Annotated in this window: 11 protein-coding genes and 8 pseudogenes; 8 read left to right on the top strand and 11 right to left on the bottom strand. The window is 69.3% G+C overall.

Annotation, left to right across the window (positions count from 1 at the left end; translation table 11 throughout):
- Positions 1-289 precede the first annotated feature (289 nt).
- Both ABZ656_RS45905 and ABZ656_RS45910 read right to left on the bottom strand, forming a co-directional pair.
- The gene (locus tag ABZ656_RS45905; RefSeq protein ID WP_218978473.1) at positions 290-1174 is read right to left on the bottom strand and encodes a helix-turn-helix domain-containing protein; all 885 of its coding nucleotides are present in this window, start codon (positions 1172-1174) and stop codon (positions 290-292) included.
- A 36-nt stretch (positions 1175-1210) separates the two neighbouring features.
- Entirely contained in the window at positions 1211-2017 is an 807-nt protein-coding gene (locus tag ABZ656_RS45910) for an SDR family oxidoreductase (RefSeq protein WP_101408564.1), read from the bottom strand.
- Positions 2018-2398: 381 nt separating this feature from the next.
- Here ABZ656_RS45910 and ABZ656_RS45915 point away from each other — a divergent pair.
- Positions 2399-2823, top strand: a pseudogene (locus ABZ656_RS45915) (WbqC family protein).
- 376 nt (positions 2824-3199) lie between these two features.
- Positions 3200-3447: pseudogene (locus tag ABZ656_RS45920) on the top strand (ISAzo13 family transposase); the annotation flags it as partial.
- On the opposite strand, the pseudogene ABZ656_RS45925 reads toward ABZ656_RS45920, so the two are convergent.
- A pseudogene (locus tag ABZ656_RS45925) lies at positions 3330-3704 on the bottom strand (transposase); the annotation flags it as partial. The pseudogenes ABZ656_RS45920 and ABZ656_RS45925 sit on opposite strands and share 118 nt — an antisense overlap.
- Positions 3705-4156: 452 nt before the next feature.
- Here ABZ656_RS45925 and ABZ656_RS45930 point away from each other — a divergent pair.
- Positions 4157-4633 (top strand): recombinase family protein, encoded by a 477-nt coding sequence (locus tag ABZ656_RS45930; protein WP_360276942.1) that lies wholly within the window; start codon positions 4157-4159, stop codon positions 4631-4633.
- On the opposite strand, the pseudogene ABZ656_RS45935 reads toward ABZ656_RS45930, so the two are convergent.
- A pseudogene (locus ABZ656_RS45935) lies at positions 4570-4968 on the bottom strand (recombinase family protein); the annotation flags it as partial. The gene ABZ656_RS45930 and the pseudogene ABZ656_RS45935 overlap by 64 nt on opposite strands.
- Before the next feature lie 469 nt (positions 4969-5437).
- Between ABZ656_RS45935 and ABZ656_RS45940 the strand changes: the two are divergent.
- The 4 genes and pseudogenes from ABZ656_RS45940 to ABZ656_RS45955 form a co-directional block, all read left to right on the top strand.
- A pseudogene (locus tag ABZ656_RS45940) lies at positions 5438-5695 on the top strand (class II aldolase/adducin family protein); the annotation flags it as partial.
- A 452-nt stretch (positions 5696-6147) separates the two neighbouring features.
- Positions 6148-9144: an AAA family ATPase gene (locus tag ABZ656_RS45945; RefSeq protein WP_360276927.1), complete on the top strand. Its 2997-nt coding sequence runs from the start codon at positions 6148-6150 to the stop codon at positions 9142-9144.
- Positions 9145-9253: 109 nt separating this feature from the next.
- Entirely contained in the window at positions 9254-9478 is a 225-nt protein-coding gene (locus ABZ656_RS45950; protein WP_101408569.1) for a hypothetical protein, read from the top strand.
- Positions 9479-9546: 68 nt separating this feature from the next.
- Positions 9547-13785 carry a carboxypeptidase regulatory-like domain-containing protein gene (locus tag ABZ656_RS45955; RefSeq protein ID WP_360276930.1) on the top strand — a complete coding sequence of 1413 codons (4239 nt, stop codon included), beginning with the start codon at positions 9547-9549 and terminating at the stop codon, positions 13783-13785.
- A 350-nt stretch (positions 13786-14135) separates the two neighbouring features.
- Here the strand turns inward: ABZ656_RS45955 and ABZ656_RS45960 are convergent.
- Positions 14136-14631: pseudogene (locus ABZ656_RS45960) on the bottom strand (hypothetical protein).
- Positions 14632-15119: 488 nt separating this feature from the next.
- Between ABZ656_RS45960 and ABZ656_RS45965 the strand changes: the two are divergent.
- On the top strand, positions 15120-16880 hold the full coding sequence (locus ABZ656_RS45965; protein WP_360276933.1) for a recombinase family protein: 1761 nt from the start codon (positions 15120-15122) through the stop codon (positions 16878-16880).
- A 10-nt stretch (positions 16881-16890) separates the two neighbouring features.
- On the opposite strand, the pseudogene ABZ656_RS45970 reads toward ABZ656_RS45965, so the two are convergent.
- The 6 genes and pseudogenes from ABZ656_RS45970 to ABZ656_RS45995 form a co-directional block, all read right to left on the bottom strand.
- A pseudogene (locus ABZ656_RS45970) lies at positions 16891-17061 on the bottom strand (transposase); the annotation flags it as partial.
- 10 nt (positions 17062-17071) lie between these two features.
- Positions 17072-17380, bottom strand: coding sequence for a hypothetical protein (locus ABZ656_RS45975; protein WP_180362790.1), 309 nt, complete (start codon positions 17378-17380; stop codon positions 17072-17074).
- Positions 17381-17756: 376 nt separating this feature from the next.
- Positions 17757-18075, bottom strand: a pseudogene (locus ABZ656_RS45980) (transposase family protein); the annotation flags it as partial.
- A gap of 44 nt (positions 18076-18119) precedes the next feature.
- Complete coding sequence (locus ABZ656_RS45985; protein WP_101408573.1) at positions 18120-18497, bottom strand: hypothetical protein; 378 nt, start codon at positions 18495-18497, stop codon at positions 18120-18122.
- Positions 18498-18567: 70 nt separating this feature from the next.
- A complete protein-coding gene (locus ABZ656_RS45990; protein WP_360276936.1) occupies positions 18568-19257 on the bottom strand; it encodes a SigE family RNA polymerase sigma factor in 690 nt (229 codons plus the stop codon).
- Positions 19258-19472: 215 nt separating this feature from the next.
- Entirely contained in the window at positions 19473-19892 is a 420-nt protein-coding gene (locus tag ABZ656_RS45995) for a hypothetical protein (protein WP_360276939.1), read from the bottom strand.
- Positions 19893-20370 lie beyond the last annotated feature (478 nt).

Here is a 20370-nt window from a genome sequence, read left to right on the forward strand (position 1 = left end):
GCCCAACCACCGTGGCCATCACCCTCGTTGGCGCCACTAAACCCAGACGGGTCAAACGCACATCAAAGCACTAAGTTACCGGTATTGAGGCTAGGACCACATCAGGCACGATCGACAAGGCACTTCCGAGATGCAATTCTTCCCATGCTGCGGCGGCGGTCTCATCCGCGTTCGACGACCCGAATCTGATCGCGTACGGCGGGCTGGAGCCGGTGGTGCGGCTGGCCGAGCGGTGCGGTCTGCCCGCGCTGGTCGGGGAGACGGACCCTAGTACGGCTGAAGGGTTGAACTATCCGTTGTGTGCTTCGAGCTCGGTCGCCGGCGTCTGTCGGGTGGCCGCCCACGACGCCAAGAGCGCCAAATTGTCAGCGGTCGGCGTGCCCGCGGGTGCGGTGTAGACGTTGAGATGCAGGCCGGGTTCGGCGGGCAGTTCCAGGGACTCGACGTCCAAGTCGAGCTGGCCCACGATCGGATGGTGCACCCGCTTGCGTCCGGACCGGTGCAGCCGCACGTCCTGAGACGCCCACCGCTGCCGAAATAGCTCACTGCACGTTGACAGTTCGCCGACCAGGGCGATCAGCTCCTCGTCGTGCGGATTGCGGCCGGCTGCCATGCGCAGCTTCGCGGCCGCGTCACCGGCCACCTGGTCGTAGTCGACAAAGAAATCCCTGGCCGCCTCGGGGCTCAGATAGACGAACCGCGCTGTGTTCGCGGGTCGTCGCGGGTCAGCCAGCACCGGTGAATACAGCGCGCGAGCGAGTTGATTCATGGCGAGCACGTCATAACGGCCGTTACCGATCCAGGCCGGCGCATCAGAGATCGCGTCGAGCACCTGCTGCAACGTCGAGCGCACCGTCACGGCAGGCTTGCGCCGGCGTGGGCTGCGGGGCGCCCTGGATTGGCGCGCGAGGTGGAACAGGTGGTCGCGCTCGGCTTCGTCGAGCTGCAAGGCAGAGGCCAACGCGTCGAGCACGCCGTCGGAGGTACCGGCGAGGCTGCCGCGCTCCAGGCGCACGTAGTAGTCGACCGATACCCCCGCCAGTAGCGCGACCTCCTCGCGGCGCAGACCTTTGACCCGGCGGTTACCGCCGTAAGCGGGCAGGCCCGCCTGCTCGGGTGCGATGCGGGCGCGACGTGAGCCGAGAAACTCCCGGATCTCGGTGCGTAGATCCACTGCGGTTATCTCCTCACCGTAAGCCCGTCCCGCAGCCTAATGGATACCCGATGCGGTCGTTGCGGTACCGCCGTCCACCGGGATGATGGCGCCCGTGAGGTAGGACCCGGCCCGGCTGGCGAGAAACACGGCGGCACCCGCCATGTCGTCGTCGCGGCCGAGCCGGCGCAGAGGGGCCGACGCCGCGATCGTGTCGCCGATGGCATCGAGCGTGGACTCCATCATCTGCGACGGGAACACTCCCGGTGCTACCGCGTTCACCGTGACGTGCTGTGGGCCCAGCTCCCTGGCAAGTACCCTGGTGAGTTGATGCAGTGCCGCTTTGCTGCTGGCGTACGAGTAGTTGGGCGACGGGGCGACGTGGATGGCGGCGATGCTGCCGATGTTGATGATCCGTGCGGGATCATCGGCGGTGCCCGCCTTACGAAGTGCCGGGAGCAGTGCCTGCACCAGCCAGAACGGCGACTTGAGGTTGAGGTCGAGCACTGCGTCCCAGGCCTCGTCCGGGAACGTCGCCAGCGGCTCGCGCCGCATCGCTCCCGCGTTGTTGACAAGGATGTCCAGGCGTTCCGAGTCGGCCTGGACAAGATCAGCGAGGCGCTGACACTCGTCGTGCCTGGACAGGTCGGCGGGGATTGCTCGCACGTCGCCGAATTCGGACAGTAGACGCTGTGCCTCCGCGCACGTGTCTGCGTTCCGTGAGCTGATGACGACGCGGGCGCCCGCCTGGAGAAGTCCGCGCGCTATCATCATCCCAATGCCTCTGGTGCCGCCAGTGACAAGGGCGTACTTTCCCCTCAGGTCAAAAAGTTTTGTGTGAGTGGTGAACTGGTTGTCCGCCATTGGTCTCCGTCCCTTCTGTGGTAAAAGAAGGCGCCGACACGGTCGTGTATTCGGGGCAGCTGAATTGAATGATGATGGTAAAGCTGCAGTGCGTTTCCATGGAGTGTTGTCGGCGCTTTCGGCTCAACCAGGTTGACAGGTGTTTGGAATGTCGGGGAGACCCTGGTGATACAGGTACTGTCAGAACCCCCCTTCCCTGGTGCGCTGAGTCCGGATCACCCCGGCTTGATGCCGGTGGATGGTTCACCCAGAAACGAAGAAGTGCCTTGCGACCTGCGATGATGGGGTTTCTCCAGGACCACATCAGGCACGATCGACAAGCGCCTCGCCTACGCCCGTACCCCCTACCTGGAAGAGACCCTCCAGGTCATCGCCCCACCGCTGTCGGCCGGCCACCGCTGGCTGGTCGACCTCAACGTCGACCTGGTGACACAGCTCGCCGTCGCGCTCGGCGCCCGGACCACGCTGCGCCTCACCTCGGAGATGCCTCTCGCCGGCACGGCAGACAAGACCGAACGCCTGGTCCAGATCTGCGCACATGCCGGGGAACAGCAGCTTGGGCCGGCTCGGGCACCCGCCAGTACCTCGACACTTCCGTGCTCGCCCGGAGCGACATCGCCGTCATCTGGAACGAGTTCGCCGCCCGCCACCCCCAGTACGCCCAGGCCTGGCCACGGCAGGACTTCCAGCCGGGCCTCTCCGTCGTCGACGCGGCCTGCGCGGTGGGCTGGGCCGGCCTTGCGGTCATGCTGCGCGCCGCCTTCACCGTGTACCGGTCCACCGCACTGCCGGGAGAGCCACGATGACCCGCCTTCGCCTCATCACCGGCATCGACCTGCCCCTGGAGCCCTCCTGCGGCTCCACCATCTGGGCGAGCGACGTCTACCAGCGGCTGTCACCGAACTTCCAGGCCACCTTCCTGGCGCTGCCCGGATCCGGCACCTGGCAGCACGACTTCGAACAGACGCTCACCCTCACCGCGACGAAAGCCCCGTACGGGCCGCAGTTCGACACCTACGCGGCGGAGCTGACCTGCGAGGTCACAGAGATCCTGCGCGCCCGGCGGCAGGTCGATGATGCCGCCTGCGGCGTCGGTGGCTTCCCGAGCGAAGTCGCGCAGGGCGTCCGGAGTGGCGGTGAGGTCCGAGGCGATGAACACGGCGTCGCCGCCGTTGTCGCGGCAAAACGGCTCCTGGACCTGCACCGGATCCTCGTCACGCCGATACCCGGATCGCCCGCCCGCACAATGGAACAGCTACACGCCCGAACAACCCCGCGTAAACCCGTCGCTGACAGTTGTTGAAATACGGGCCCCGGCGGTTCCGGAGTACTGCCGTTGCACACCGGCCGAACGGATGCCCTTCTTCAAAAACCCGGTGTCATCGACGATCAGGACGGCATCCCGGTCGCCGAGGTGCTCCACCACGTAGTCGCGTACGTCGTCCAAGACCTCGTCGGCGTCCCACTCGATCCGGTTCAGCAGCCGGTGGATACGGTCCGGCCCGCCATATCCGGCCTCCTCTGCCAGCGTCCAGCCGTTCTTCCGCTCCAGCGGCGCAATCAGCCCCCGCATATACGCCAGCGCCGACTGACGCGGCTCCTCCCGGCTGAACCGGTGCACGAACCGCTCATGCAGTACGTCCAGCTCTCCGGCCCACAACCTGACTTCGGCAAGGTCCCCACCCATAACCACACCAACGAATGAGCTGGCCAGCAGTCACGGCAAGGACCGTTGCAGTACTAGCGGCGCATCGCGGAGTGTGACCCTGCCCCGGGAGTGGACCGACCGCGCCGTGGGTTCTGCCGGGCACCGGTTCACGGCCGAGGGCCTGAGTGCCGCTCGTGCGCTGGTGGATGCGCTGGTCAGCCGTCGCGCCGGTACGGATGGAGACGGATCCTGATGACAGGGGACCAGCACCGTGTCGCTGTTGGGCTGAGGGCAGGAACGAGGCGCCATGGCCGGAGCGAGCATGGTGTGTCGCGAGGCTGTGATGGCGGTGGCCAACATGGTCGAGTCCGTGCTGGGAGGCGGACGTGAACGGCCAGGGGAAGATCCGCAGTTCACATCTCGAGCGGCTGGCCGTCATTTACCTGCGGCAGTCCACGCTCGTGCAGGTCAGGGAGAACACCGAGTCCACGATGCGGCAATACGGCCTGGCCGACGAGGCGGTCCGGCTGGGCTGGACTCGCGCGAACGTAGCCGTGATCGACACCGATCTGGGGGCCTCGGGCCGGTTCGGCGCCGACCGGGAGGGGTTTCGCCAGGTCATGGCGAAGGTCTGTCTAGGCGAGGCCGGAGCGCTCTTCGGGCTGGAGGTCTCCCGGCTGGCGAGGTCCTCGGCGGACTTCGCCCGGCTGCTGGAGCTGGCCCGGCTCACCGACACCCTGCTCGTCGACGGCGACGGCATCTACGACCTGGCCGACATCAACGACCGCCTCCTGCTGGGTTTGAAGGGCCAGATGAGCGAGGTTTTATGCCGAGATCGGCATAACGCTTCCGACATTGTCCCCTTCAAGCCCAGCAGCATCCGGTCGTTCACGTCGCCGGGGTCGTACACGCCGTCGGTGTCCGCCAGCAGCGTGCCCGACAGCGCGCACAACTCAAGCAGCTGGTAGAAGTCCCTCCCCGAGCGTGCCAGACGGGACATCTCGATGCCCAGCACCAGCCCGACATGCCCCAACGAGACCTCGCTGACCAGGCGCTGGAAACCGGGACGGGCCAGCGCGCTGGCCCCTGAGCGGCCCAGGTCCTCGTCGATGACCACGACCCGGGACGCCTGCCAGCCCAGCGCCACCGCACGGTCGACCAGCGCGTATTGCAGCCTGGTCGACTCCCCGTGCTCGAGAACCTGCTGGCGGGTGGACTGCCGGACGTAGACGACCGCGAGCGCATCCCGATGCCGCTCGGTCAATTTCCCGTCCGTCCGCTCCCATGGCATCAGGACCGTCATGCCGACGCCCCCTCACCGCTGGAGCTGGGCGCGTCCCCGGCCAGGCTCCGACCCGCCAGCTCCGCCAGCCAGCGGACCGCGACTTGCCGGTTCACCTCCGGCAGGACCGCCCACACATCCTCGCCCGCCCCCGCCGGGGCCAGGATCTGGGGCAGCCGTCCCCTCCGCCGTCCACGACGACGCCTCCGCTCGATCGCCCTCACGGGCCCGCATCCGGTCGACCACCGCGACCAGACGCAAAAGCCCCTCACGTGCGATTATTGGCTCATCTCCAGCCTGATACACCCTCATGAGTGCATTCTGGCCCGCACATTGAGGACGGCTTCCAGGCCGGCAGGGCCTCGACGGCCTGGACGAGCGCCAGGTCCGCCACAACACCTCCTGGCTGCACTGGGTAGCCCTGGTGACGCTCGCCCACGACTTCCCGGTGGTCTTCCGCGCCGGCGAACACTACGACCAGGACCTCGCCCTCGATCACTTGGTGACGGTCCGGCTGTCCGACGGGGCGGTCATCGACGGCGACCTGCGCCCCTCCACGGACACCGAGACCCACCGTTGCCTGCATCTGGCGTTCCCGTCCGTCGGGGGTGTCACGCACACCCACTCCACCCACGTGGTCGCTTTCGCCCAAGCGCAGCGTGACATACCGGTCCTGGGTACCACCCACGCCGACACCTTCAACGGTCCGATCCCGTGTACCCCGCGCCTCACCGCGGAACAGTGTGCGACGGTCACGGCGATGTCGATGTGCAGGCTGTTCCAGAACACCGCCGCGTTCAGCGCCATGCGCTGCGCGCCGAGCTGATCTCATCCGAACTTGCCCAGCATGAGGGTGAGTTGGCGCCCTCGCGTTTCTCCGCCACGCAAAGTACAGGTGGAGAAGGTGGAGAACTGTGCGGTTGGGCGTGTCGCAGGATGCGACGGGACGTCACTCCTCGGCCGATTCGGGGATGAGTCTGGCGGCGGACTCGCCCTCCTCCAGCCGGCGTTGGGATATCGAGCTCGTCTTCGACGAGATCAGGACCGGACTGACACAACCTCAGAAATGCTTTGGGCGGACGCAGTTGGTGTGGCCGGGCGCGGTCAGCACGCGCCATGGCATGCTGCGGTGTCGAGGCTCGCACGTGCGGTCGGCGCTTGGGTGGCACCGATCCGGGGCCGGGTGGGGAAGGCGGTCTGATGGAACGCTCTGCGGATGGCGGCCTTCCGCGCGTGCTGCCCAGTGTCAGCGCTCCGCGATTCGTCGGCCGAGCGGTCGAACTGCACCGGCTGAGGGCGGCCTTGGCCCGGCCGCCGGCCGCCGTTCTCGTCGAGGGTGAGGCCGGAATCGGCAAGAGCCGACTCGTTCAGGAGGCGCTGGACGAGCCCGGTATCGCTGCCCGACGGCCGCTGGCCGCCATGTGCCCCCCATTCCGGGAGGCACTCACCCTGGGCCCGGTCGTCGATGCCGCCCGCGATGCCCGGCCCGATGTGGCGGAGCTGGCACTCACCCCCCTCGCCGGGGTGCTGCGGCCGCTGTTCCCCGAGTGGGGGCAGGACCTGCCGCCGGCCCCCGAGGCGTTGTCGGACGCGGGCGCCGCCCGGCATCGACTCTTCCGCGCACTGGCCGAACTGCTGGATGCCATGGGCGTCGGCGTGCTGATCCTGGAGGACGTCCACTGGGCCGACGAGGCCACCCTGGACTTCCTGTTGTTCCTCGCCTCCCGCCGGCCCCGCCGGATGAGCCTGGTGCTGACCTACCGTCCCGAGGACGTGGCGCCGGAGTCCGCCCTGATGCGGCTGACCTCCCGGCCGCCGGAAGGGACCGGGTACGTACGGATCTGCCTCGGCGCGCTGGACGTGCCGCAGACCGCCGAGTTGATGTCATCGATGCTCGACGGGGAACACGTCTCCGACGCTTTCGCGGCGTTCCTCCAAGAGCGGACCGACGGTGTGCCGCTGGCGATCGAGGAGTCCGTCCGGCTGCTGCGCGACCGGGCCGACCTGGTCCGGCGCGACGGCGAGTGGGTACGCAGGACGCTGGCGGACATCGCTGTGCCGCCCACCATCCGGGATGCCGTCGCCGAGCGTGCCTCGCGTCTCACCACCGTTGCGCAACGCGTGCTGCAGGCCGCCGCCGTGCTGGCCGAACCGGTCGGCCTGCCCGTGCTCTCGACGGTGAGCGGGCTCCCGAACAACGTTGTCAGCCGGGCCGTGGACGCCGCCGTACGCAGTGGACTGCTCGGTGAGGACCGGGTCGGCCGGATCAGTTTCCGGCATGCGCTGGCGGCGCGCGCGGTCTACGACATGACGCCCGCGCCCGACCTCCGAGCCCTGCACCGAGGAGCGGGCCGCTCGCTGCGGGCCATGACGCCGCAACCGGTGGCCAGGCTCGCCCACCACTACAGGGAGGCGGGGGAGACCGGGCAGTGGCGCCAGTATGCCGAACGGACCGCCGACCTCGCGCTGGCCTCCGGAGACCATCTCACCGCCGTAGGACTGCTGCACGAGTTGCTCACCGAGAGTGATCCGCCCGCTGCCTCGGCGGCCCGGTGGGCACAGAAGATGCCGGTCCTGGCCTTCTCCGGGCTCGTAGGCCGCGGTGATCTGACCCGCGCGCTGCGCAGAGTACTGGACGCGGAGACGCTCGTGCCGCACGACCGTGCAGCCGTCCGGATCCAACTGGGGAGGATGCTGCTGCACGCGGGCGAGTACGCGGCCGGTGCGGCGGAACTGGAGAGGGCACTGCCGGATCTGGCCGACGACCCATTCCAGGCCGCCTGGGCGATGAACACCCTCGGTAGCCCGCCGAGCACCCTGATATCTGCGGGGGAGCACCGCCGTTGGCTTGACCGGGCCGCTGTCGCGGCCAGATTGCCGATGACGGCGGACCAGCGGCTGGCTCTGGTGGTGGACCGGGCAACTTCCTTACTGGACATGGGCGATGAGGCCGGCTGGGTCGTGGCCGCGGAACTGCCCGACACCGCGGCGACCCCGGAAGGGATGATGCAGCTGGCCCGCGGCGGACTCAACATCGGCAACGCCGCGATGCGTTGGGGGCGCTACGACGAGGCCAGAGGGATGCTGACGACTGCGCTGGCCAGGGCAGACCAACACCGTTACCAGCGGCTCCACGACATGATCCTGGTGACGCTGGTGCACCTGGACTGGTTCACCGGCGCCTGGGACGGACTGGCCGAGCGGGCCGCCGCCCTGGCCGTGGTGGACGCGGAACCCCTGCTCCAGCTCGATGCTGTGCTGATCACGGCTCTGGTGGACGGTGCGGTCGGCGGCAGCGCGGCGGATCCAGGCCACGCGGCGGTGACCGAAGGCGGGGCGGGCACAGTCGAAGAGCGCCTGCGTCAAGTGCTCGACGCGGGGCTGCGGCGCGGCATCGTAGATGTGCCGCTGGAGCCCGCGGCCGCCCTGGCGCGGATCCGGCTCGCCGAGGGGTTGGCCGCCGAGGCGCTGGAGTTGACGGAGGGACCGGCCGACGTCGTGGCCCGCAAGAACATCTGGCTGTGGGCCACCGAGTTCGCACCGGTGCGGACCGGCGCCCTTCTCGCGGTCGAACGGCCGGACCAGGCACGGCAGTTCGTCACGGATCTGACCCAAGGGCTCGCCGGCAAAAACCTGCCCGCCGCGGACGCGGCCCTGGAGATGTGTCGCGGAGTACTGGCGGAAGGAGAGGGGCGTAGCGTCGAGGCAGCCGCCGCGTTCGGCCGGGCCGCCGCCGTCTGGGAGGGCCTGCCCCGACCGTATGAGGCACTTCTCGCGGGCGAACGCAGGGTCGGCTGCCTGCTGGCAGCGGGGGACAGGGATACCGGACTGGCCGAACTCGCCCACGTGCAGGCCGGATTCACGGCTCTGGGAGCCCGGGCGGACGCCGACCGTGTGCACCTCGCGCGCCGGGCGGCCGGGGAACAGGTACGTCAGAAGTGGCGCGGTGGGCGGCGCGGCTACGGTGACCAACTGTCCCCACGCGAGCTTGAAGTGGTCCGGCTGATGCTTACCGGTCTGACCAATCCGGCCATCGCACGAGCACTCTCCCGTTCCCCGAAGACCATTGCCGCGCAACTGAACTCCGCGATGCGCAAATACGGAGTAACCTCGCGTACCGCGCTGGCGGTAGGCCTGACGCAGGCCGGAATCACCCCGTCACAAGACCACACCACCGGCGCGCGCTCCGATCTTTAGGTCATCCGCCCCATCGCGAGGACACGCGGGAACCATCGATACTCAGTGCGCGCAGGGTCCCCGAGCCGCCCTGCACCCGGACACGAGCGGAAGGACGTCCATCCGTCGGATGAGCAGCACATTCCCCGAACCGAAGTCCGGTGCACCGACTGCCCGTACGGTCGGCGCGGACAGTCCCTCCGGTGTCGTCACCGGACCGCGGCACACCGACGTGCCGCCCGCCGGAGAGCGAGACCCCCGGCCGATGCCCGCCGTACCGGGCGTACCCGTCGATGACATGACGGCAGATCCCGCCTGCCCTGACGACTCGTACAGCGGTTACGAACCCCTCTGATCCCGACCCGGTCGGATCCTCAACGCCACGAAAAGGGTGCCTCCTTGCTGTCCTCAAGACGTGTGCGCGTGCGCGCTCCTCTCTCCCTACTCCTGGTCGGATGTCTCGGCGCCGGAGTCCTCGCCGTGATATCCCCGGCCGCCACCGCGGCCACCCCCAGTTCCTCGGCTTCTTCATCCGACGCCGACTCCTCCAAGGCCTCCGACCTGCTCAACGCCGTGCCGCAGGCCAACGTCCCGCAGAACTACGTCCCGGCCGCCTGCAACAACCCGAGCCTCAAGGACGGCGTGGCCCAGTGCTTCGCCGACGTGCGCACCGACTCCGACCACATCGTCCGGCCGCAGCTGAGCGCGCCCCCGTCCACGGCGCTGGGCCCGGCCGACATCCAGGCGGCCTACAGCCTCCCCGCCGGAGGCGCGAACCGGACGGTGGCGATCGTCGACGCGTACGGCAACTCCCACGCCGAGGCCGACCTGGCCGCGTACCGCGAGCACTACGGGCTGCCCGAGTGCACCACCGCCAACGGCTGCTTCCGCAAGGCCGATCAGAACGGCGGCACGGACTACCCCGCCGACGACGCGGGCTGGGCACTGGAGACCGCGCTCGACCTCGACGCCGTCTCCGCCGCCTGCCCGTCGTGCAACATCCTTCTCGTGCAGGGGGATTCGGCAAGCCTGGACGACCTGGGCGTCGCAGTCGACACCGCCGTACGCCTCGGCGCCAAGTACGTCTCCAACTCCTACGGTGTGGACAACGAGACCGCCATCCAGACCGCGTACGACCACCACTACAACCATCCCGGTGTGGCCGTTGTCGCGTCCGCAGGCGACACCGGCCATGTCCAGAACTGGCCCGCCACCAACCCCAATGTGGTGGCCGCCGGCGGCACCCGGCTGACCCGTGCCGCGGACACCGAGCGCGGCTGGACCGAGTCCGCCTGGGACTCTGGAGGGTCGGGCTGCTCGCTGTACGAGGCCCAGCCCGCATATCAGAGGGGGCTCGGCACCGGCTGCGACACCCGGGCGACGGCTGACATCTCCGCGGTCGCCGATCCCGCGACCGGCCTGGCCGTGTACGACACGGTGGGCAGGGACGGCTGGCTGCAGGTCGGCGGTACCAGCCTCTCCGCGCCGCTGATCACGGCGATGTACGCGCTGGCGGGCACCCCCGTCGAGGACACCTACCCGGTGACCTACCCGTACATCAACGGCTCCGGGCTGACCGATGTCACGACAGGTTCCAACGACGACTGCGGCACCGTGGTGTGCACCGCCGGCGCCGGCTGGGACGGCCCGACCGGTCTCGGCACCCCGGCCGGTGTGTCCGCGCTGGCATTCGGCGTCCATGGGACGCTGTCCGGACGAGTCACCGACATCAAATCCGGCGCGCCGCTCGCCGGTGTGGCACTGGCCATCTCCGAAGAAGCGGCAGGTGGACGGGAGTACCGCGTCACCACCGACGCCGGAGGCACGTACGACCTCCCCGTCGCGGTGGGCGACTACCGGATCACCGCCACCGACTTCGGCTACCGGGAGAACACCCGCTCCGCAGTGAGTGTCGCCGAGAACCAGAGCACCACCGCCGACCTGACGCTGGTGAAACTGCCCACCCGCACGGTGTCCGGCACGGTGAAGGACGGCAGCGGGCACGGCTGGCCCCTGTACTCGAAGATCACCATCGACGGCTATCCGAATGGCGCCGTCTACACGGACCCCTACACCGGCAAGTACAGCGTGGAGCTTCCGGAGAAGGCCACCTATAAAGTCCATGTGGCCCCGGTCTACCCCGGCTACGTAAGTGCGGATCTGAGTGTCCCGGTGGGCACGGCCGACGTACGTACCGACGTCGCACCGGACGTGGACCGGACGGCCTGCGTCGCACCCGGCCACGCCTACCCGGGCGGGACCGGCTTCGAAGGCTGGACCGGCACCACACCGGAGCACGACTGGACGGTCGTCGATCACGGGACGGACGGTGCCACCTGGGACTTCGGCGACAGCTTCCTGGCCAACTACACGGGCGGAACCGGGAACTGGGCCGCCGCCGACCCCTGGGGCCGGGGCGGTGTCCACGAGGATACCGAACTCGTCTCGCCCCCCTTCAGCCTGGCAGGCCAGAACTCACCCGTTCTCGGCTTCGACGCCATTTACGCCGCGAGCAAGGACTCGGTGGCCGACGTCGACCTCAGCCTCGACTCGGGCGCGACATGGACCACGGTCTGGCACCGGGACACGGCTGAGGTGGTGGGCCACGTCGCGGTTCCCCTGACCCAGGCGGCAAACGCGAAGCATGTGAAGGTGCGCTTCCACTACTCCGGCAGCGGCCTGTCGATCTGGCAGCTCGACACCGTCACCGTCGGCTCCTGCGCAGCCGTCAGCGGAGGCATCGTCGCCGGAAAGGTCGTCGACGGCAACACCGGCGGTGCCATCACGCCCGCCACCGTCACCGACACCGCCGACCGCTACGCGACGGCGACCAGCGTGGCGACCCCCGACGACCTGGCGTTGGCCGACGGCTACTACTGGCTGTTCAGCGCTACCGGACGGCACACGTACTCGACGACCTCCGCCCGCTACACCACCTCGACCGGCACTCTCACCACGCAGCCGGACAAGGTCAGCCGGTTCGACCGCACGCTCAAGGCGGGCCGCCTGGCGGTGAGTTCGGACGGCCTTTCGGTCAGCGAGACGCTGGGCGGATCAGGCAGCAAGAAGATCACCTTCACCAACAAGGGGCAGGCGCCGCTGCACGTCAACCTCGGTGAGCAGAGCACCGGTTACACCTCACCGGCCGGCACCTCCACGACCACGTCGGACTCCTCGGCAGGCGCCCCGCCGCTCCGCGTCAAGGGCAACTACTCACCCGGACCGATGAGTTCGGCCCCCTCGGCCTCGAAGAACACGTCGAGCGACCCGGCGGCCACGGCAACGGCAGCGGCCGGCCCCTGGACCGGCATCGCCGACTACCCCGAGCCCGTCATGGACAACGCGGTGGCCACCTACCAGGGCAAGGTCTACTCCGTCGCCGGAGTCTCCGGCATCTTCGGCGGGGTGTACCGCAGCCGCGGCTATGTGCACGACCCGTCCACCGACGCCTGGACACCCATCGCCGACCTGCCCGAGGCCCTGGAGTCACCGGGCGGGGCGTTCATCAACGGGACCATGTATGTCGCCGGCGGCTGGGCCGGGGACAGTGCCCGCGCCACGCTCTACGCCTACCACCCCACCACCGACACCTGGACCCGCCTCGCGGATCTGCCCCAGGCGATCGGCACGCCCAACGTGACCACCCTCGACGGCAGCCTCTATGCCATCGGAGGCTGCACCGGATCCAGCTGCGGGGACACCGTCAGCACCGTCTACCGCTACACCCCCGCCACCAACACCTGGACCCGCCGCGCCGACTACCCGTTCACCATGGAACGCGGAGCCTGCGCGGGCATCACCGGTGAACTGGTCTGCGCCGGCGGCATCACGGCCGTCGGTGGAGGGGTCGAACCCCGCAAGGGACAGACCTACCGCTACAGCCCTTCCGCCAACACCTGGACCCGTGCGGCCGACATGCCCCAAGCCGGCTGGGGCGCCATCAGCAGCGGCAACGACGGCAAACTCCAGGTCGTCGGTGGCATCATCGGGCTGACCGCGGTCAACAGCGTCGTCGAATACGACCCGGTGTCCAACACCTGGTCCAGCCTGCCCAACGCCGGCTCCGCCGTCTTCCGGGCCGGCGGTAGTTGCGGGATCTACCGCGTGGGCGGCATGACCCCGACCTACGACACCGCCACCTCGGCCGAGGTTCTGCCCGGGCACGACCAGTGCGACGGCGACAACGTCAGCTGGCTGTCGGCGGACAAGACCTCGTTCGAACTCGCCCCCGGCCGCTCCACCACGGTCACCGTCCGCGCGGACGCCTCCGCCGTGGCCACGGCCGGCACCTACACCGCGCGGCTCACCTACGACACCGACGCCCCCTACGCCGGAGCCTCGGTCAAGGTCAGCCTCAAGGTCACGATCCCGAAGACCTGGGGCCATCTCTCCGGAACGATCACCGACAAGCGCACGGGAGCGCCGCTCGCCGGAGCCACTGTCCTGATCTGCCCGGTGGCGCACGCCAAAACGACCGGCTGCGACCACCTCGCCCACACCGTACGCACCGACTCCGAAGGCCACTACGACCTCTGGCTGGACGCCCGCCCGAGCCCGCTGCGCATCACGGCGTCGGCCGTCGGCCACCGCCCGGCATCGAAGGAGGTGACGCTACGGCCGGGCCGCGCCACGACGGCCGACCTGTCGCTGACCGCGACCTGACCCCACCGCCGACGGCTCAGGCCGCGTCCGCCCGGACGTTCTGTCCGGGCGGACAGCTCCAGCCCGGTCTCTGCACACCGCACTGATCCACATCGGCCGGTGCCGGCTTCTCGTCACCGCCGCCCTCACGCCGACCGACGGCGGTCGGCGGATGCGTGAGGGCGCCCCGGTGAAGTTGTGGGGGCTCCTCGAAGCCTGTCCTGGCCCCTACGGCGCGGTCGGCGCCCCGGGCCCAGAGACCTTCACTCTGCGCGTGCACGACGACGGGCAGCACCTGTGCTGCCCGTCGTTGCCCGGGCCATGACGGGCGCGGGATTGGTGTGCCGGGAGGGGCCGGGTTCCGTGCTGAATCAGCGGGTGTCCAGCAGGGCTGCGAGGATGTGCAGGCGTTCGGCGTCGGGGCTGTCGTCGGCGGCGGTGCAGACGATGAGAGCGGGGCCCGGGTCGCCCGGTATCGGGTATGCCTCCCAGTCCAGGTTCAGTTCAGCGACCTGGGGATGAGTGAGGTGCATGTGGCCACGAGTCGGTTCCTCCACGTCGTGGAGGGCCCACACGGCCGCGAACTCGTCGCTGCGGACGGCGAGTTCACCGACCAGTTCCACGGCGCGCGGATGTCCCGGATCGGCGGCGACCTGTGTCCGTAGCATTCCGATCAGCTCGGCGACGGTGGTGGCGCGGTTCGGGCAGGTCCGGTCGGCTTCGGGGTGCAGGAACAGAGCCAGCAGGGTTCCGCTCCCTCTGCGGCTGCCGGGTCAACTCACCCAGCAGGGCTGCACCGAGGGGGTTCCAGGCCAGCACGTCCAGGAAACGGCCGACGACCAGAGCGGGCGAGGTCGTGCCGCGCAACAGCCGTAGCGTCGTGTCCGGTACCGTCTCCGGTTCGTACGCACGTGGCGGGCGGGCCGGGGTGCGGGCGGCGGCGGCGAGACCGTGCAGGTGGCGCGTCTCCCCGGGGGGAGGTGACCGGCGGTGACGAGTGCCGAGGACTGGGACCGGGTCGCCGCACTACTGATCGCGAACATGGTCGAGTCGGCTCTGCGCGAGGAGACGAGCGGGGATGAGCGGGATCCAAAAGATCACTGCCTCGCACCGGTCGAGGCTGGCGTTGATCTATGTGCGGCAGTCGACGCTGCTGCAGGTCCGGGAGAACACCGCGTCGACGGCCCTTCAGTACGCACTGGCCGACCGGGCCCGCGAGCTGGGGTGGGCCGCATCCGACATCACAGTCGTGGACGTGGACCTGGGGATCTCGGGCCGGTTTTCCGGCACCCGGGCAGGGTTCCAGCAGTTGGTGGCCCGCGTCTGTCTCGGCGAGGTCGGAGCTCGGGCTGGAGGTGTCCCGGCTGGCGCGGTCCTCGGCCGAGTTCGGCCGGCTCCTGGAGTTCGCCCGGCTCACCGACACCCTCCTGATCGACAGTGACGGCATCTATGACCTGGGGGACTTCAACGACCGTCTCGTACTCGGCCTGAAGTCCACGATGAGCGAGGCCGAACTCCACATCCTGGCCGGACGTCTGCACGGCGCCCGCAAGGCCCCTGCCGAGCGCGGCGAACTGCGTCTGCCGCTGCCCGTCGGCCTGCTCTACGACACCGACGGACACATCATCATCGACCCGGACGAGGAAGTACGAACAGCGGTTGCCGACGTGTTTACCCTCTTTGAGCAGCATGGATCTGCTCTCGGCGTGGTACGTGCGTTTTCCGGGCGCCGTTTCCCCCGCCGCGACACCGGCGTGTGGGACGGGCGCCTGGGCTGGGGCCGGCTCACCCATGGCCGGGCAACCGCCGTACTGAAGAACCCCGCCTATGCCGGCGCCTATGCCTTCGGCCGGGACACGAGCACCCGCAAGGTTCGGCCCGACGGCACCGTGACCACGTCGGTCACCCGCCGTCCCCGCGACCAGTGGCCGATCCTGATCACCGAGCACCACGAAGGCTATATCTCCTGGCCGCACTACCTGCAGATCGAGGCGAAGCTGGCCGCGAACCGCACCAGCACCGGAGCCAGGCCGCCGCGCGAGGGCCCGCCGTTGTGCCAGGGCATCATCTTCTGCGGTTCGTGCGGCTTTCCGATGAACACCAGTTACCGGCGCGCGGACGGCACCGCCGACTACGTATGCACCCGGGCTCGCAGCGACGCGGTCATCACCCGAGGCTGCCACACGATCGCCGCCGCGGCCGTCGATCCGCAAGTCGCCCGACTGCTGCTGGCAGCACTGACCCCCGAGCAGGTCCACCTTGCTCTGGCCGCGGCCGATCAGATCCACCACCGCCACCAGCGCTCCCACCGGGCCGCCGAACTCGCCGTCGAGCGCGCCCGCTACGAAGCCAGCCGCGCCGAGCGCGCCTTCAGCCAGGTCGAACCGGAGAACCGGCTGGTCGCCCGGTCACTGGAGTCCCGCTGGGAGGCCAAACTCACCATCCTTGCCGAGGCGGAAACCGCACTCGCGGACCTGATCGCCGCCGAGCCAGTACTGCCCGAACCCGGCAGACTGCAACAACTCGCCTACGACCTAACGGCCTTGTGGGAGGCGTCGACCACCACGGCCAGAGACCGAAAGCGCTTCCTGCGGACTTTGATCGCGGATGTCACCGTTCGGCACGTCGACGACGCCCGCGCACACATTGGTGTCCGCTGGCACACCGGCGCCACCGACGAGATCACGTGTGACCGGCGCACCAACCGCAACCCCGCCCAGGCCATCGAGATCGTCCGTGAACTCCTCGATGTCCGCGCCGACGACGAGATCGCCGAGCACCTCAACCAACTCGGCCTGCGCACCGGCAACGCACGGCCGTTCACCGTCGCCTCCATCCGCCACATCCGCAAGAAACACGTCATCGGCTCGGTCCGCAGTGCTCCGACCGAGCCCGGTGAGATCACCGTGCCGGAGGCCGCCCGCATCCTCGGCGTCCACGAGTCCACCCTCTACCCCTGGCTCCGCAGCGGCGAGATGATCGCCCGACAGGGCCGCCACCGCCGCTGGTGCATCACCTGGAACCCACAGATCGAGGAGCAGTGGTGCACCCGCGTCGCAGCCGAGAGCCGCATCAGGCGACCAAACCCCAACTACGAGACAGGACAGGCAGTATGAACCCGACTTCCCACAGCTTGATGACCGCCGGGTACTTCTTCCGCCAGGCGTCCTGGAACTCTCCGAAGCGTTCGGCCGCCGCGCTCTCGTTCGGTGCGGTGTAGACGGGCTTGAGCGCTTTCGCGATCTTGTCCCAGTCCTGGCGGGCGGCGTATCGGAAGCTGTTGCGCAGGAGATGGAGCCGTAAAGAATCAAGTTGTTGGCGTGTTGCTGTCGACGGAGGCCAGCAGTTCGGCGCCGGGGGCGAAGCGGGTCGAGGCGGGAGGCAGGGTGATTCCGGCTTCGCGGAGGACGGGTTGGGCGTCGACGAGGGCGTTGTTGAGGGTGCCGAGGCTGACGCCGAAGGCGTCTGCCAGGACTTGCCGGGTGCCGAGCTTGCGCTCGTAGAGGACGGCGGCCAGGAGACGTTCGGCATCGGTGATCTCCTGTCGGAAGACGCCGCCGCGGGTGCCGGGCTGGCGTGGTCCGCCCCGTTGCTGGTGCCGGCGCCGTTCGATCAAGGCAGCTTGCTGAAGCGACAACTGGTCGATGAGTGCGGTCAGTTCGATGTGAGTGTCGAAGTCCCATGAACACTTGGTGAGTCCGTGCCTGCACCTGCATCTTCTCTCATGCCCGCTCCGCTGGAACAACTGGCCCGGACTTCTGCTCCGGCTCCGCTGGCGGACGCGGTCTGTCTGTCCGGTTTCCTCGATCTGGTTCCCGATCCGCGAGGTCGTCGCGGACGTCGTTACCTGTTGTCCGCGCTGGTGACCGCGGCCGCGGCGAGCGTCCGCCCGCTCGCTCACCGTGATAACAGAGTGGATCAGTGACTCAGCGGTGTGGGCCTGCCGGGCGCTCGGCTTCCCCTTGTGGACCCACTGAGGGTTTTGAATGGTGCCGCTCCAGAGTGAGGACGGCCTTGGTGATTGACGTCATGCGGTTCGGGCTGCAGCGGGCGACGGTAGATTCGCCAGGATCTTCAGGCGGGTGACTGCCCGTTCGACGGGTACGCATGCGGCGGACAAGGCCCGGTGACCGTCTGCTCGGTCGCGGCGAGTTCGCCTTGGAGCGGCTGGCGCTTGGGGGTGGTGACCCACTCGCCTGCGCCGATGTAGGCCATGTCGGCGAGGACGGAGACGCCCTGACGTTCACAGATCCTGATGATCTTGTGGGTGCGGGCGGCGGGCAGGTCATGTGTGCGGCCGGGCAGGACGGGTGGAGGATCGCCCCCTCCGAGCTGCCCGGCAGGTTCGGGCGGCATCATCGCGGTCCGGCGGTCGAGGCCGAGACAAGTGCTTCCTGGGTGGTGACTCCCGCGGGGGATGCTGCCTTGATCGCGGAGGGAGAGGCGCTCGGGTGTGGGGACAGGGACGGGCTCGGTGAGACCGAGGGCGGGCCGGCGGGACCTACCGGGGTGTTCGCATCCCGTTCGGTGACGGCGAACACCGCGGTGGCAACGGCCGCAGCCAGGCCGAACAGCACGACGACGGTCCTGCGGGACGGCAGAAGGGACCGGCCCGACTCGGTGGGAGGGACTCCGGGCCGCAGGTTTTCCAGGTTCACGGCGTTGGCGCGGGCCTCAAGGGCGCCGCGCAGTCGCTGCTCGATCGCCTCGTGGTGGATCCGGCCGCGGCTCATCGGCGGGTCTCCGCTCTCACACACCGTCGGCAGCGGGACGGACGGGGGTGCGGCTGAGGGGGGTACTCGGTCATCGGGCGATCTCCAGGTGTCTGCCGAGAGTGTCCAGTGCCCGGCTGGCGGTCGACTTGACCGTCCCGCGGGAGACACCGAGGGTGTCGGCGATCTGGGCCTCGGTGAGGTCCGACCAGTAGCGCAGGACCAGGACCTCGCGCTGTCTTCGGGTGAGGCGGTGCAACGCGTCGATCACTTCTTGGTGGGTCTCGGCGCGCAGCACGCTCTTGTCGGCCGACGGGACGTGGCGTTCGCGCTCGGGGACATGGGCGCGTGACGTACGGCGCCGGCGCAGGACCGAGCGGGCCGCGTTGACCACGCTGGTCCGCAGATACGCCTCGGGGTCGTCCAGATCCGCGAGCCGACGGCCATGGCGGCGCAGGAGCGCCGCGAAAGCGTCCTGCACCACGTCCTCCGCCGTCGGGAGGTCGTCCACCAGGAGCAGGGCCAGCCGCACCAGCGCCAGTCGGCGATGGCGGTAGAGCTCGTTGAAGCCGTGCTCGTCGCCGACGGTGCCCGTACGGGCGGACACGGCCTCGAACGGAGCTCTCCCGGTCTGCCGCCCTGCTGGTGAGCGCAGCGCGAGCCGGTCCTGGGCACGGCGCATCAGGTCCGCGGCGCCACGGACCAAGGTGTGCACCTGGCAGTACGTCTGCCACCGCCGGCCGGCCGACGGTGCGGCGGCTGGGATCGTCGCTGTTCTCACAGGTCTCCTGGACGTCGTGGTACCGGTGCGGTACGCCCGGGGCCCCGGGCGTACCGCACCGTGCCGCCTGGCCCTGAGCCGTGCGGTACGCGTGCACATGGTGTCGCCGGACGACCGACGATCAGTCGGCGGGCAGGAACTCAGGGCCGGGTTCCCTGCCGTGCGACGGTGTTGCGGCGGCCGGGACACCAAGGAACCCGGAGAGCCCTGGCGGCCTAGCCGACCGAACCCGCAGGCACAGTTCCCCCCGGAAGCGGAGACGCCGTGGTCTGCGCCACCGGAGACGCCGTGGTCTGCGCCACCGGAGACGCCGTGGTCTGCGCCACCGGAGACGCCGTGGTCTGCGCCACCGGAGACGCGTGCTTCCGTGCAGTGCCGGTCTTCACCGAGGCCTTCACAGCGGGCGTCTCCGACCCGGACACGTAGGGCTTGGCGTGCTTCGCGGCGGAAGTGGACGCCGCCGAGGAGGCCGCGTGCGTCTGTGCCGTATCGGCGGAGACGGCCGCTTCGCCGGTCACGGCGTGGGCGGTGACGGACCCGCCGAGAGCCAGCGCGGCTCCCACAGCGGAGGTGCCCAGAACAATGCGGACCCGGCCTGAGCGGAAGCTGCGGACGGCGGTGTGACGTGCTGACATGGTCGGTCCTCGAATCATCGTGTCTGTCTGTCGGCTGACCGTCCGTCATGGGTGGCTTCCCTTGCGGCGGCCCGGTACTGGAGGCGCTTCCACTCCGACAGACGTCCGAGGCCCCTCCAGGTTGCGGGTCGGACGAGACGAACACCGGAGTGATCGGGTGATCTGGGTCACCAGAACCGGGGAGGGCGTGAAGGTGCTGTTCGAAGCGGCGCCGGGGGTGCGCGAACGTGACGAGCTGCTGCCCGGTGTCACGGCGCCGACGCGGCCGGCGGCCTCAGGTGATCGGTGCACCACCTCGTAGAGGTGGTCGTCGTGGAGGTGCGGGCGTGCGACCACGGGTTCTCGGCGGGCCGCCCGGCGAGTGAGCAGGAATCAGGACGCGGACCGTCCGGACGCCATCCCCGGCACAGGCCGCGTGGCCTCCGAAAACATCATCGCCGAGACGGCGGCAACATGGCCCAGTTCGCCACCGCAGGAC

The sequence above is a fragment of the Streptomyces sp. NPDC007095 genome (genome assembly GCF_040634475.1).
Lineage (GTDB): Bacteria > Actinomycetota > Actinomycetes > Streptomycetales > Streptomycetaceae > Streptomyces.